The sequence below is a fragment of the Nocardia aegles genome (genome assembly GCF_052545135.1).
The window spans coordinates 36,563-51,050 of record NZ_JBQWRI010000005.1; the positions used below are offsets into that span (position 1 = coordinate 36,563).

Annotated in this window: 8 protein-coding genes; 2 read left to right on the forward strand and 6 right to left on the reverse strand. The window is 71.2% G+C overall.

Features of this window, described 5'->3' with window-relative positions:
• Positions 1-452: 452 nt before the first annotated feature.
• Complete coding sequence (locus ACT89H_RS15880) at positions 453-1,166, forward strand: DUF8020 domain-containing protein (protein ID WP_445109388.1); 714 nt, start codon at positions 453-455, stop codon at positions 1,164-1,166.
• A 68-nt stretch (positions 1,167-1,234) separates the two neighbouring features.
• Here ACT89H_RS15880 and ACT89H_RS15885 read toward each other — a convergent pair whose 3' ends face one another.
• The 6 genes from ACT89H_RS15885 to ACT89H_RS15910 all read right to left on the reverse strand — a co-directional run bounded on the left by ACT89H_RS15885 (position 1,235) and on the right by ACT89H_RS15910 (position 10,723).
• The gene (locus tag ACT89H_RS15885; RefSeq protein WP_445109389.1) at positions 1,235-2,122 is read right to left on the reverse strand and encodes an NRDE family protein; all 888 of its coding nucleotides are present in this window, start codon (positions 2,120-2,122) and stop codon (positions 1,235-1,237) included.
• A 134-nt stretch (positions 2,123-2,256) separates the two neighbouring features.
• The gene (locus ACT89H_RS15890; RefSeq protein ID WP_445109390.1) at positions 2,257-3,582 is read right to left on the reverse strand and encodes a S1 family peptidase; all 1,326 of its coding nucleotides are present in this window, start codon (positions 3,580-3,582) and stop codon (positions 2,257-2,259) included.
• Between the two features lie 111 nt (positions 3,583-3,693).
• Positions 3,694-5,052: a S1 family peptidase gene (locus tag ACT89H_RS15895; RefSeq protein WP_445109391.1), complete on the reverse strand. Its 1,359-nt coding sequence runs from the start codon at positions 5,050-5,052 to the stop codon at positions 3,694-3,696.
• Positions 5,053-5,215: 163 nt separating this feature from the next.
• Positions 5,216-6,322, reverse strand: a complete 1,107-nt coding sequence (locus tag ACT89H_RS15900) for a hypothetical protein (protein ID WP_445109392.1) — start codon at positions 6,320-6,322, stop codon at positions 5,216-5,218.
• A 47-nt stretch (positions 6,323-6,369) separates the two neighbouring features.
• Entirely contained in the window at positions 6,370-8,946 is a 2,577-nt protein-coding gene (locus ACT89H_RS15905) for a LuxR C-terminal-related transcriptional regulator (protein ID WP_445109393.1), read from the reverse strand.
• Complete coding sequence (locus ACT89H_RS15910; RefSeq protein ID WP_445109394.1) at positions 8,939-10,723, reverse strand: Hsp70 family protein; 1,785 nt, start codon at positions 10,721-10,723, stop codon at positions 8,939-8,941. The genes ACT89H_RS15905 and ACT89H_RS15910 overlap by 8 nt, the downstream gene beginning before the upstream one ends.
• Before the next feature lie 300 nt (positions 10,724-11,023).
• On the opposite strand from ACT89H_RS15910, the gene ACT89H_RS15915 reads away from it, so the two are divergent.
• Positions 11,024-14,464, forward strand: coding sequence for a beta strand repeat-containing protein (locus ACT89H_RS15915; RefSeq protein ID WP_445109395.1), 3,441 nt, complete (start codon positions 11,024-11,026; stop codon positions 14,462-14,464).
• The last annotated feature ends 24 nt before the right edge of the window (positions 14,465-14,488 follow it).

Genomic DNA, 14,488 nt, shown 5'->3' on the forward strand with positions numbered 1-14,488 from the left:
CTTTCTTTAGAGGCACCACGAGCGCGGCGTGTTCCGTTACCGCCTCGGTTGGCTCGTATCCTAACTGGCAGTAAGTTACCCACCAGTAACATACATGTCCATCGTACGATCGGGCTTGTCGGCTATAGCCCCGTATGCTGGGGCTTGACCGTCTATTTACCTGTGATCAATGTCACAGTAAATTCCCTAGATCGTGCTGGCGAGTGGTCGACTACCACCGTAATCGGCGAAGTATTCCGAACAGTCGGTGAGGATTGGCTTACTCACCAAGCGTGATAAGGGATCTCGCTTAAAACGCGGCGTTCTATTAGGCTCACGACGTTCTGATCGCCGCGATCGTCTTCGCACTGCTCGGGGAGGATCCGGAGCCGACCACCCGGATTTGCTGTACAGAGCTCTCGCGTCTGAAGACCAGCGGTGACGTACGACCTGATGAAGGATTGGAAACTGAATTGAAACTCCGCAGAACCACTGCGGCGGCCGCGATGGTCATCGGTGCGATGACCATCGGACTGGGGACCGCCCATGCCGAGCCGGCCGCTGCTACGCCCGACCCGATCCGGTACTCGGTCAAGCTGGTGGAGAAGACCGTCGTGACGACGCTCAAGGGGGGCACGTTCGAGCTGGCCAAGTCTTCCGAAGACGTCAAGGAAGACGACGTCTACCGGATCAAGGACTCGCAGGGCAACGCAGTCCTCACACTGCCGATCGCCTTCAAGGTCGCCGACACCGTCGTCCCGGTGAAGCCGGTCGTGAAGGACGACAGCACGGTGCTCGAGCTGACGCCTGAGCAGGGCGTCAACGTCAACGTGGCGAAGGACAAGCCGGTCAACGCGGTCAACGTCGTCGCGCAGCCGATCGCCTCGCCGGTCGAGAACCAGCGCGCGCAGAACGAGTTCGCCAGCCAGTTCGGCATCGCGACCGCCGTCGGCGGCTTCCTCGGCACCGCCATCGGTGTCATCGGCGGTGCGGTGATCGGCTGCATCCTCGGCCTGCCGTTCCTCGGCGTCGGCTGCATCCCGGCCGCGATCGCGGGCGCGGGCATCGGCGGCATCCTGGGCACGGTGGCCGTCGGTGGTCCAGCTCTGCTCGTCGCAGGCATCGACCTGGTGAACACGCTGCAGGCGCCGGACGGCACCACCAAGTGGGCGGACAAGCCGAAGTAGGCCTTCGGACCGACCGCTCGTCAGATCCTCGGCGGCCCGCTCTCCTCGGAGAGCGGGCCGCCGGTCGTTCACCCGGTCAGTTCCAGCAGGCCGCGAACGACGTTCTCGCCCAGTTCCGCACCCAGCCTGCCGAACGAACGCTCCACCATGTCGAACGTCCCGTCCTCGCGGACGATCAGCACCGTGCTCGCTCTGGTGCCGTGTACGGCGTGCGCGACGAACCTGGCCGACAACGCCCGCTCCATCTCGTACGGGACGCCGGTGCGCGGTAACTCGTCGTCAGCGGCTTCGGTGCGGTCGGCCAGCACTTCGAAGTAGCGGTCCACCGCACCGGGCTCGGTGCGCACGACGTCCCGCAGTTCGCGTACACCCGCCCGGATCTTGGGCCAGATGGGCTGTGACGCGATGAGATCGGCCTCCGCCAGGGTCGGATCAGCCGACGTGACGAATGTGCCGTTGGAGAGCCCGTGGAAGCCCGCGGCGAGTTCGCGTGGTCGCGCGGCGCTGCGGTTGGAGTGCCACCACAGCGTGCGCAGGTCGGATACCACCAGGTTGTAGCCGTTGTAGTCGTCGGGAGCGGCGGCGACGTCGAGCACGTACCGCTCCGGCCCGGGGAACTCGCCGGCCGGACCGCGGTCGGAGGCGCCGCGCAGGAAGTCCATCAGCAGCGCGCCGCGGGACCGGGCATCGAGGCGTTCATCGGCGGGATCGCGCACGTTTGTGACAACCGCGAAACGATTGTCGCCGTGCGGCTGTGCACTCAGGCCGAGCCAAGTGCCCGGCGGCTCGCCCTCGGCCCGGCCGGGTGCCCCGATATCGCGTCCGGCGAGCAGACCGGGCGCTTCCGGCCACCAGCGCATGGACTCGGTCGGCCGGGTGTAGAACTCGTCCCGGTTGGCGGCCACGATCAACCGGTATTCCGGGTGGACGCGCCAGCCGATCAGCACCAAACACATGGGAACCAGAATGCCGGACCGCCACCGCGTGCCATGCGGCCTTTCCCCGGTGGGCCGCGCAAGGGCAGTGAAAAGCCCCTGAGACGGGGAAAGGCCGGCAGCTCGACGCTGCCGGCCTCCACGCGTTCCTGCGGTCAGTTGGTGCGGATGCGCAGCCCCGGGTTGTCGGAGAGCACCACGTGCACCGGCTGCGCGAACAGCTGCGGCACGTTGCCGGTGAGCGCACCGATCAAGTTCGGGATCTCACACACCGGGTAGTCGGCCACCGACGACGCGCTGGAGATGCCGAGCGCCAAACGGCCGGTCACGATCGGGCCGCCGCTGTCGCCGGGCAGCGCGCAGATGTTGGCCGAGAAGCTCTGGGTGAGCTGCCGGTCGCCGACCTGGACGGTCTGGTCGACAGCGTTGACCACACCGCAGCTGAAGCCGGTGCGCGCGCCGGACTTGCACACCGGAGCGCCGACCACCGGGGTCGCCACGCCGTCGACCGGGATCGTTGCCGCGCCGGGCGCACGGACGCCGTTGTTGGCGAAGCGGTCCTTGGCCTGGTCGTTGATCCGGATGATCGAGTAGTCCTGCTCACCGAGCACCGACTTCTGGAAGACGCCGACCTGCGGGCCGAGGCGGTCGCCGCTCATCTCGTAGACGCCGGCGGCGTTGCCGCTGCCCGCGGACGGGATGTCCGGGTTGCAGTGACCCGCGGTGATGTTGACCGTGTTGCCGTTGCGATCGGTGCCGTTGAAGCCGAGCGAGCAGCGCAGCGAGCTGCGTCCGGCGATCGAAGCGTAGCCGTCACCGCCCGCGAGTGCGCCGCGCCCATCGCCCGCGATGTCACCGGCCTGCACGGTGCCCTGCTCGCCGGCCACCGGCGGGGCCATCACGATGACGCGGGCCGGGTCGATGAAGTTCGGCATCGGCAGGCCCGCCTGATCGACGCGGACCGCGATCGCGTTGTTCACGGTGTCCACCACCGCGCCGCGCACCAGGGACCGCACCGCCTCCGGCTGGCCCTCCAGCCAGCGTTCGAACGCGCTCTTCTCGCCACGCAGAGCCGCTTCGCTCTTGGCGACGTTGCGTACCTCGAACCCGGCCGACTCGGCGGCCTTCTTCGCCTCGTCGGCTCCCGGGCCCTGCGCCAGCGCCACGACCGCCTTGCCCGCGTCATCCAGCCAGGAGCCGCCGAACACGGCCGGGTACTGCCGCTGGGCGGTGGTGGCGAACGCGGCCACCTGCTGCGCCAGCTCCGCGCGGTGCAGGTACTCGTCGGGCGAGATCTTCAGATCGCGGGTCACCGCGGCGACCAACTCGGCGGGCAGACCGGGAGCCCGGTCGGGTTGCGCCGTCGCTACTGCCGCGGTGGGCCCGAACAGCAGTATCGCCGCCGAGGCGGCGATCACTGTCTTTCGGATTACGGTCTGTCGCGCAGTCGAGCGGGGAGGTCCTATACGTGGCAGGAGCATGAGCAGACTATATGGGGTTTGCCGCGGTATGCCTACTCGTCTTGTTGTTGCGGACCGCCTCGTCGCCTTCGACCGGCGATATGCCGATCGACACACCGCGCGGGTGTGCGCTCAGCTCGCGTTCGGCCGGGTGCGCACGCTGATCCCACTGCCGATTCCGCCGCCGGAAGAGGCGTCGATGTGGGCCAGGATCGCCCGGATCGGAATGCCGAGGGAGAGGGTGCCGCCGTACTGCGCGAGCGCGGTGTTGGCCTCGTTGCAGTTCGGTGCGTCCGCGGCGTTGGAACCGCTGGTGATGCCCAGCGCCAGCGTGCCGGACACGATCGCGCCGCCGCTGTCGCCGCCGAGCGTGCAGGCCGAGCTGGCGAACCCGCGGACGGTCTTGCTCTCCCCCTCGGCGGTGTAGAGCTGGGTCTCCACCCGATCGGCCACGACAAAGCCGCAGGTGAAGGTGGACGACTGGCCGGACTTGCATACCGGGGCGCCGGTGATCGGGTCGGCGGTGCCGGTGATCGCCAGCGTGGTGCCGTTGGCGCCGCGCACCGAGGGCTGGTCCATGCCTGCCCGCACCGCGCGCTCGTTCAGCTTGATCACCGAGTAGTCCAGCGCGGATTGCCCGCCCAGCGAGGCGCGCACGAAGGTGCCCAGTTCGGGGCTGGCCGGGATGTCCCGGACGTCGGGCAGGTAGACACCCGCCTCCTCGTTGCCTTTGCCCAGGTTCGGATTGCAGTGGCCCGCACTGATGTTCAGCGCGTTGCCGGACGCGTCGATGCTGTTGAACCCGAACGAGCACACGTCGACGGCGCGCAGGGACGAGTCCCGGAGCGAACCGGGGGCACTGATGTAGGTGTCACCGCCCATCGGCCTGCGCTCGACCGGACCGCCGCTGTTCGGCGCCAGGATGACCTTGATGTTCGCCAGGAACGTCGGCAGGTTGAGCATGTGACCGGCGGGAGTGTTGGCGACGCTGAGCACCAGCTGACTGTTCAGGAAGTCGATGGCCACGGCGTTGATCGACTGCGAGATCTCACGCGGCAGACCGGAGATCCACTGATTGAGCTGTACCAGCGAAGTCTCCAGGCTGTCCGCCGACACGGGGGCCAGGCGGGTCTGGTAGCCGTCGGCCGCGGCGATCTTGGCGGCGTCCAGTGAGGTGACCGCCAGGACGGGCTTGCCGTCGGCGCCGATCCAGGCGCCCGCGTAGGAATCCGGCCGCTCCGAACGGAACTCACGCGCGTAGTCGCGCAGTTGCTGGGCCCGCGCGGCGCGGTCCAGGTACTCGGTGGGGGTCATCTTCAGATCCCGTGCGATGGCCTGCACGAGTTCCGGTGGAAGAGTGTCCGCGGCGAGCTGCGCGGGGGCTTCGGGAACCGCCGAGGCGGTGGTAGTGCCGAACAAGGGAGTCAGGAGAACGGTCGATGCGATGGCGACAGCTTTGACCGCGGCGCGACGCGCCACCAACTTGCGCATGAAGTCCCTTCGTCGGCACGCACGTGCCAGCTAAATCCGTGGCCACGGCCAGATCCATTGGCGCACAGTCTTCCCTCCAGCAGCCGACCGGCGCGTCGACATTCGTCCGACAACCCGGTCAGCGCAACACTCTAGGCCACAAACCCGGAAAGGGCGCTACTGATCACCGGCTACCCGGTATCCCCATTCCGGGGATGGTGGGGATCTGCGGCAGCTGCTGACCGAACGGGTTGGTTGTGCGGGTTGTGGTGCGCGTGGTCGAGGTACCGGTGGTGATGCTCGGCGTCGTGGTCGTGGTGGCCGGCGGCTCGGTGGTGGTGGGCGGCGTCGTGGTCGTCGGCTCCGGTGTCGTGGTCTCGGTGATCACCACCGGCGGCTCGGTGGTCGTGGTCGTCGTTGTGGTCACGACCGGCGGAGGGGCCGGGAGCGCCGACGTCGGCTCGGACTTGGCATCGGGCAGCGGCGGAACCGGCGTCTGCGCACCGTCGCGGAACAGCAGGGCCACCGCGATGCCGCCGAGCACCAAGCCGGTCGCCGCGGCGCCTGCGATCAGCAGCGGCATGCGTTTCGGTTGCCGCGCGGGAACCGTTGGCGCTGGCTGCATCTCGGCCTGCTCCGGTTCGGCGGCCGCGATCGGCTCGGCGATCGGGATGGCCGCCGAGTACGCCTGCGGCTGCGCGTCGGCGGCGGGCACGGCGGGGATGACGATGGTGTCCACCGTCGAGTTCTCCGCGGTGGACGGGTCCGGCGGGGTGGCGCCCGCGGGGGTGGCCAGCACAGCCGCCAGCGCCCCTCGGGCCGCGTCGTGGGCGAACGACCTGCCGTCGGCTCCGGTCGCGGCGCTGGGCAGATCGCCCTCGCTGACCAGCAGCACCGAGCGCAGACCCAGGTAGTCCAGTGCGTCGCGCAGCGAACGCACCTGCTCGGCGGGCCAATCCGCCGGATGCGTCGCGGAGAACTCGGCCGCTCCGGTGAGATGCTCGGCGGCCAGGTTGATCAAGCAGAACAGGGCGGTCGCGACGAGGTCTTCGGCACGGTAGGCCTCACCGTCGTCGACCGGGATGCCCGCGGGGTCGCCGACCGCGGCCACGAAGCCGCTGATCGAGTGGGATTCCCCCGTGGGCGGGGGACCGCCCAAATCGGCGTCACCGTCGTCGGACATGTGCAGGACCGACTCGCGGACGATGTACTGCGGCTGTTCGTCACCGTCGGTGACGATGACCGCCGTGCACTCGTCGTCGGCGACGCGCAGGCCAACCCCAGTGGCCATCCTCACCTACCTCGCTTCGGCGTTCCCGCTGACGGAACCGCACCCGGTCACACCAGAAGCGAACCGTGTCCCATGGCGCGGAGCATCGACAATAACTCCGAACGGGAACGGGCACCGACCCGGCGTCGAATGCGTGCGACGTGATGCTCGACTGTCTTCGCCGAAATGTACAGGCGCGCACCGATCTCACGATAGGTGAGCCCGAGCAGAACCAGCTCGGCCACTTCGCGTTCCCGTTCGCTGAGGATCGCGGCCTGCGGCGGCACGGGCGGCGCAGCAGCGTCCCCGTTGTGGGCGGCCGGTGCCGCAGGACGAGTCTGCGGCTCCTGCGGACGGGCGTCGGCGCGGACCGTGCGGGCCAATTTGAGCAGCGCGGTAGCCGTGGCCGAGTCGGGCGCCGCGAGCGCCGCCTCGCTGGCCAGCCTGGCGCCGTCCCAGGTCATGCCGATTTCGGTGAGGGCGGCGACCGCCGCGTGGACCGGTGCGCTGACGACCTGGCCGCGCAGCACCAGCACCCAGGTGCGGCCCGCGTCGGCGAGTACGGCGGCGTGCCGGTCGCCCGCCTCGGCTGCTGCCTTCAACGCGCGCGCGTGTGGCAGCAGCTCCTCGGGGCTCTCGTGCGCGATCGCGGCCTGCACGCCGTACCAGTGGAAGGCGTTGGACCACGCGGGCGGATCGTTCAAGCGGCGCAGCAACGCCAGCGCGGCGTCCACCAGGGGCGCGATCCGGCGTTCGTCGCGCATCCGGATGGCGGCCAGCCACAGCTCGCCGATCGGCAGCAGCGCCAGCAGGTCGGTCTGCACGTCGTCGAACAGCGGGTAAGCCGCCTGCCATGCGCGCGCCAGGGCGGTGTGGTCGCCGCCGCGCCGGGCGAGACCGACCGCGACGCCGTGCGCCAGCAGCCGGTCGCGCACGTCGAGCCGGTCGTGGTCGAGGGCGGCCACGGTGGCCGCAGCGGCGCGCTCGTCACCGCCGAGCATCGCCGTCCACGCCGCGAGCACGTCGAGCTGATGGCCGCGCAGCCCGCTCGCGGTGGCCCGCCGCAACGCGTCCTGGGCGCGGCGGGGCTCGCCGGTGCCCAGCGAGAGCAGCGTGGCGATGGAGGCCGCCGTGCACGGCAGGAAGCGGTCCACGCCCGCGTCCGCGTGAGTGGCCTGGACCAGCGCCGATACCGCCGCCGCGGTGTTGTTGCCCGGATCGATGGTGTCCGCGAGCGCGGTCGCGATCAGGCGCGTGTGCGCGCCCGCTTCGGTAGGCGGCCACTTCGTCGCCGAGGCGGACATCTCCCGCGCGCTCTGCACGTCGCCCGCCAGGCACAGCACCGTGGCCCCGACCGCCCAGTCCGGGCCGACCCGGTTCGCTCCGAGCCAGGTGTACAGCTGCGCCGCGCGGCCGGTCAGACCGCGGCGGGTGAGCACCGCCGCGCAGATCCGTACTGCCGCCGCGAGTTCCGCGCCGGTGCTGCCCGGCCGGGCGAGCATCGGCTCGGCCAGCCGCAGGGCGGTGTCGCCGTCGCCGGTCAGGGCGGCCGCCTCGGCCCAGCGCAGCGCGATCAGATCCAGTTCCGCCCCCGCGGCCGCCGCGGCGGCGTAGTAGCGAACCCCGTCGCGGCCGGCCTGCTCCGCGGCGTCGACCAGGAAGGCGGCCAGCCGCGGATCGCGGACGCCGGACTCGGCCAGTTGCAGTGCGGTGCGGTCGCGCAGCAGGCCCGCCTCCAGCCGGGCAGCGAGCAACCGGCGCTCGACCGCGACGAACCTGCGGTCGCCGAGCAGGGTGCGCAAAGGGGCCACGGCGGGTTCCAGCAGCAGGTCGGCATCGGTCACCAGGGCGCTGGCCCTGGCTCGGTCGATGAGATCCTGCGCGACGGCCTGCTCCACGCCGAGCACCTCGGTGAGCTCGCTGGAATCCAGGCCCGTGCCGGTGGTGGCGACCACCAGGGTCTCCAGCAGGTCGGGCTCGAGATTGTCCAGTAACCCACGCGCCCACGCGGCGACGGCCGTGTCGACGGCGGCGATGCCCGCGTCCAGACGCGCCGAGCAGGCGGCCGTGAGCGCGGCCACCACGCCGCCGCGAATACCCGCGGTCTGCACGTGGATGTGTTGCGCGACCTGGCGCGGCACCATCAAGCCGAGTTCCCTGGCGAACGGCGCCAGGTCCGCGACGCCGAGCGGGCGCAGGTCGACGACGCGGCCGCGCCGGGCCACCGCGTCGGCGAGCATCCGCAGCCGTGCGTCGTGCGGGCGCGGCTGAGCGGCGATCACCATCGTGCGGTTCCCGGATTCGACTGCGGCGCAAAGGTATTCGAGGTCCAGTCGGCCAAGCGTGTGGGCGTTGTCGATGATCAGGGCTGGTCGGGCGGTATCGGTCGTCACGCCTGCCGTGCTCGCCGTGCGGGGCCCGGGGCGCGAGCCGTTGCGCGCGTGCGCGTGCTGGAGCGCGGCGATGTCGTCCTGCAAGGGAACGCCGCGGGCACGCAGACGGGCCCGGATCTCCCCGAGCAGCGTCGACTTACCGGTTTGGGACCGGCCGCGGATCAGATAGACCACCGGCTGGTCGTCGGCGGAATCCAGATCGCGGAAGATGTCGCGAGCGCAAGGGAGGGTGTCGAAAGCGGTATCAGCCACCGGAGCCTCCTAGGATCTCGCCGGGTGCGCGCAGGACCGTGCCGAGGGGGTCGCCCAGTGTCGGCAGGCTAGGGGCGGTCGGCGGCGTGGGCCGGGGCTGCTGCTGGGTCGGTGGGGGTGGGTTGGTCGGCGCCGGAGCAGGCGCCGGTGCGGGCGCGGGGGCAGGCGCGGGCTGTTGGGGTTGCGGCTGCGGCGCGGATTGCTGCGCGGGGGTGTCAGCGGGCGCGGGAGCGGGTTGATCGGGATTCTGCTCGCTCTTGACGACGGCCACAGTGGTGCCCGGAGCCGCGGACGAGGGCGAACCGGCTCGCGGCGCCTCGGGCTTCGGTCGGCCGGTGGGAGCCGCCGAGTCCGTGGCGGCGACACCGGACGGTGCGGACGGGTCGCCCGCCTGCGCTCCCGTGGTGGCGGCGATTTGGGCGGCGCCGGTGGTGGATCGCTCGGTCGATGCGGGATTGTCCGGGCCGGACTGGATACCGGTGCCGATGGCGAGCGTCCCGGTGGCCAGCAGGCCGATGACGGCCGCCACACCGGCCACCACCGCGATGCGCTGTCTGCTGATCACCGCGCGCCGGCGCGCAGGGGGTTCCTCGGGCAGCGGCGCCGGTCCCGACGAGGGGAGCGCTCGGGGCTGGGGTACGGTCTCGTCCTCGGTCACCGAAGCGACGAGGGGAAGCTGGTCGGTCTCGGCGGCGAGCAGATCAGCGGCCAGCAGTGCGGCGCCGCGTGCGGTGGTGTGCGCGGGGTCGGGAGCCGCCACGACGGGCAATCCGAACTCGGAGGAGACGAGTTCGGCGACCAAGGGGATGGCGCCTCCCCCTCCGGTGAGCAGGACGCGGCCGACCTCGCCGATATCGAGCCCGGCCCGGTGCACCGCGTCGCGGATCAGGTCCATCGCACTCAGCAGCGGTCCGCGCAGCAGGTCTTCCAGTTCACCACGCACCAATCGCACGGTGCTGCCGTGCGGATCCGCGGGGTTCACCCGGACCGGAACCACGGTCGCGGTATTTATGGAAAGCTCTTCTTTCGCTTTCCTGCAACGTTCCCGCAAAGCCGACAATTCGCGTTCCACCGCCGGATCGAACGGATCGAAATCCGCGGCGAGTACCGCATTAGCCAGTACATAGCGCATGGTCAGCAGATCGAATTCCGCGCCGGCGACGTCGGTGCTGCGCAACGGTGTGCCCAGCAGGCCGGCGTGCTCGCCGGTACGCACCACCGAGACGGTCGCGCCGGTCGCGCCGAGATCGAAGACGACCACCGCGCCGTTGTCGATCCCACCGTGCGCGGCGTCCAGCCAGCGGATCGCGGCGGTCGGCTCGGGTACCAGCGTCACCTCGCCGAGGCCGGCCCGTTCGAGAGCGTCGCGCTGGATGTCGACGGTATGCCGCGACCACCAGGCCGGGTGGCAGGCGACCATCGCCTGAACGCCGGTTCGCCCCGTCTCAGCGGCGATCTCGTCGACCAGGCAGCCGATCGAGGTCGCCACCAGATCCGGTGCGGAATAGGACGAGCCGTCCTCGGCGAGGATGCCGACCGGGTCGCCGACCCTGGCCAGGAAGCCCTCCAGCAGGACGTCGCCGGAATGGCGGCCGGTGGCGCGAACGCCCGCGCCCAGCGTGGGCGCCACGTCCGGCGACAGTCGCAGCACGCTCGGATGCGAGCGTAGGTAGCCGCCGCCGGACGGGCCGAGGCCGTCGGCGCCATCCTCCGTTGCCGCCACGGCGACCGAATTCGACGCTCCGACAGTGATGCCGAGCGCCAGGCGCTGTGTCATTCGAGAACCCCGTTCGAGAAGGTGTCTGTTCCGGTGTCGCTGCTGTATGTCCGAGATGGTGCGCTGAGCGATGTAGTTGCCGACGCAACCGTTCTGTCGGTTGCCGGCCATACGCCGTTACTTCGTCAGGGGGGACGTTTAGGGAAATTCCCCTAATTTCGCTCTTACCCCTATCGGGCGGCCCCGGTCGGTAGTAGGGGTTCGCCCCGTTTCGGCGTAACGCGATGCGCTCCTAGCGTGATTTGCATTCCAACGACTGCGGATCAGCGAGGTCCGCCGGGACTCAGGAGAAGATTCTTCATGACACCCAACGCGATTCTGGAGTTCATCCTCGGTCTGCTGCGGAACCAAGAGGCCGCGGTCGCGTACTGCGCCAACCCGACCCAGGCGCTGGCCGCCGCGGGCCTGAGCGCGGTGACGCCGGAGGACATCGCCCTCTGCGCCCCGATGGTCGCGGAGTCGGCGCTGGTCACCGGCGGTTCCCAGTTGCAGTCCATCGTGGCCGCGGGCGCGCAGACCGGCACGGCCGCCGCGATCGGCGCGGCGAGCACCGTGGGCGCGGCGGCGGTAGCGGATGCCGGAGTCGACCTCGGCACGGATCTCGGCGTGGACCTGGGTGCCGGCGCGGGTGGGGGGCTCGACCTCGACCTCGGTGCCGGTACCGGCGTCGACGTGGGCGCCGGGCTGAACAGCGCGATCGACACCGGGCTGGAGCTCGGCGCAGGTCTGGGCGCGGGACTGGCCGCGGGCCTCGACACCGTGGTGAACGCGGGCGCCGGCCTGTCCGCAGCCGTGGGCGGCCTGCTCGGCGCGGGCGCTCAGGTGATCAGCGGCATCGGCGCGGGCCTGGACACCGACGCCCAAGGCGCGGGGAATATCGCCGCGGGTCTCGAGACCGGCCTCGACGCGGCAGTCGGCGCGGGCGCGGGCTTGGAAGGCGCGGCGGACGCGGCGGCGGGTTTGGGTGCTGGGCTGGAGGGCGCGGTGAACGGGGCGGCGGGTTTGGGTGCTGGGCTGGAGGGCGCGGTGAACGGGGCGGCGGGTCTGGGTGCTGGGCTGGAAGGCGCGGTGGACGCGGCGGCGGGTCTGGGCGCCGGGGTCGGCGCGGGACTCCAGGGCGCGGTAGACGCCGCGGCCGGTCTGACCACGGGCCTGGACGCTGCTGTGGGCGCCGGTGCGCAGGCCGGCGCCGATCTCGGTGCGGGCCTGGGTGGTGTGGTCGACGCGACGACCGGTTTGACGACCGGGCTCGGCGCAGGCCTGCAAGGCGCCATCGGTGGCGCGGCGGACATCACGACGGGTGTAGGCGCAGGTCTGGAGGGAGCTGTGCAGGGTGCCACGGACATCTCCGCGGGGTTGAACGCGGGACTGGAAGGTGGTCTGGGCGCGGCGACCGATGTGACCACCGGGCTTGGTGCTGGTCTCGAGGGCGCGGTCGATGCGACGACCGGTCTCGGTGCGGGCGTCGGCGGTGCGGTCGATGCCGCCGAAGGGCTCGGTGCGGGCCTGGCGGGCGCCGTCGACGCGACGTCCGGTGTCGGTGCGGGTCTCGGGGGAGCCGCGGGTGCGGCGGGCGATGTGACCACAGGGATCGGTGCGGGTGTGGGTACGGGTCTGGAGGGCGCCGTTGACGCGGCGTCCGGTCTCGGTGCGGGCTTGGGTGGTGCCGCTGATGTCGCGGCGGGTCTTGGCGCGGGGATTGGTGGAGCCGTTGATGCGGTGGGTGGTCTGGATTCGGTGCTGGGGGCTGGTGCGCAGGTGGGCGCCGGTGTCGGCGCGGGTCTGGCGGGCGCTGTTGACGCGACGACCGGCCTTGGTGTGGGCCTGGGTGGTGCCGCTGATGTCGCGGCGGGTCTTGGCGCGGGGATTGGTGGAGCCGTCGGTGCGGTGGGTGGTCTGGATTCGGCGCTGGGGGCTGGTGCGCAGGTGGGCGCCGGTGTCGGCGCGGGTCTGGAGGGCGCCGTCGATGCGACGACCGGCCTTGGTGTGGGCTTGGGTGGTGCGGCCGATGTCGGTACGAGCCTGGGTGCGGGTCTCGGCGGAGCCGCGGGTGCGGCGACCGATCTGACCGCGGGGGTCGATAGTGCGATCGGTGGGGTGGCGAATCTCGGTACCGGTGTGGGTACGAACCTCGAAGGGGCCGTCGATGCGGCGACCGGCCTTGGTGTGGGCTTGGGTGGTGCGGCCGATGTCGGCGCGGGCCTGGGTGCGGGCCTCGGTGGCGCCGTTGACGCGACGACCGGCTTGGGCACCGACCTGGGTGGCGCTGTGAATGGCTCCGTCGGCGCCGCGACGGACTTGACCTCCGGTATCGGGGCGGGTCTGGATGGTGCCGCGGGTGCGGCGACAAGCCTCGGCACCGATGCGCAGGCTGGTCTCGGCACGGGCCTCGCGGGTGCGACCGATGCGACGACCGGCCTGGGCGCGGATCTCGCGGGCGCTGCCGGTGCGGCGGCTGATCTCGGTGCCGGCGCCGGTGCCGGTGCCGGTGCGAGTGCGGGTGTGGAGGGCGCGCTGAACGGAGCCGGTGGCGTGACTACCGGTCTGGGCGCGGCCCTCGGCAACGGTGCGCAGGCGGGCGCTGGTTTCGGCGCCGCGGCGTCCACCGGATTGCACGGAGCGGCCGACGCGGGTGCGCAGATCGGGTCCGGTCTGGAGTCGGGGCTCGGTGGCGCACTCGACGCCAGCGGGCAGGCGACGACCGGGCTCGGCGGCGGAATCGACACCGCCGCACAGGGTTCCGGCAACCTGGCCGCGGGACTCGGAAGCAACTTCTCCGCCGCGATCGGCGGTGCCGGAAATCTCGGGACGCAGGCGGCGGCGGGTCTGGAGACCGGGCTCGCGACGGGTCTGGGCGCGGTCGTGAACACCGGGGCGGAGCTCGGTGGCGGACTGGACAGCTCGCTGCACACCGGCGACCAGGTTGGCACGGGCCTGCACACCGGGCTGGGTGGGGCTCTCGACGCCGGGGTCCACGGTGCGAGCGGCCTGGAGACGGGCTTGTCCACCGGCCTCGGCGGCGGCCTGTCCAGTGGCGTGGACGGCGCGGTGCACGCCGGCAGCGGCCTCGAAACCGGGCTGACCGGCGCGATCGGTACCGGAACTCAGGCGGGAGCCGGGCTGGGATCGAGCTTGTCGGCCGGACTCGATGCGGGAGCTCAGGCGGGTTCCGGACTCGCGTCCGGCCTGTCCACCGGTCTCGGCGCTGCGGGCAACGTGGGCGCGGGCTTGTCGAGTGGTCTCGAAGGCGCGTCCAGTGCGGGAGCGCACCTCGGTTCGAGCTTGTCCACCGGAATCGAGGGTGCGGCGAGTTCGGGTCTGGAGACGGGCTTGTCCACTGGTCTGGGTGCCGCGGGCAACGTGGGTGCGGGTTTGTCGAGTGGTTTGGAGGGTGCGTCGAGTGCGGGGGCGCACGTCGGTTCGGGTGTGGACGGCGGTCTCGGCGTCGGTTCGCACGCGACCTCCGGCCTGTCTTCGGGTCTCGGCGGCGCGGCCGCGGGTGCCGGCTCGGCCGGCGGCGCGGCGCACAGTGCGGTGGACACCGGCGCCGGTCTGGGCGGCAGTGTCGGCACTACCGCGCACACTTGGTCCTCGCTGGACGTGTCGAGCGCTTTCGGTTCGGGCCTGGACAGCACCGCCGGCGCCCACACCGACGCGGGCCTGTTCGGCGAGACCCACGCGGGCGTGGACTCGAGCGGGTCGGCGGGTGCCGAGCTGGGTGGCGATACATTCCTGCACTGACAGTTGCCCGGTAATACCGAAAGT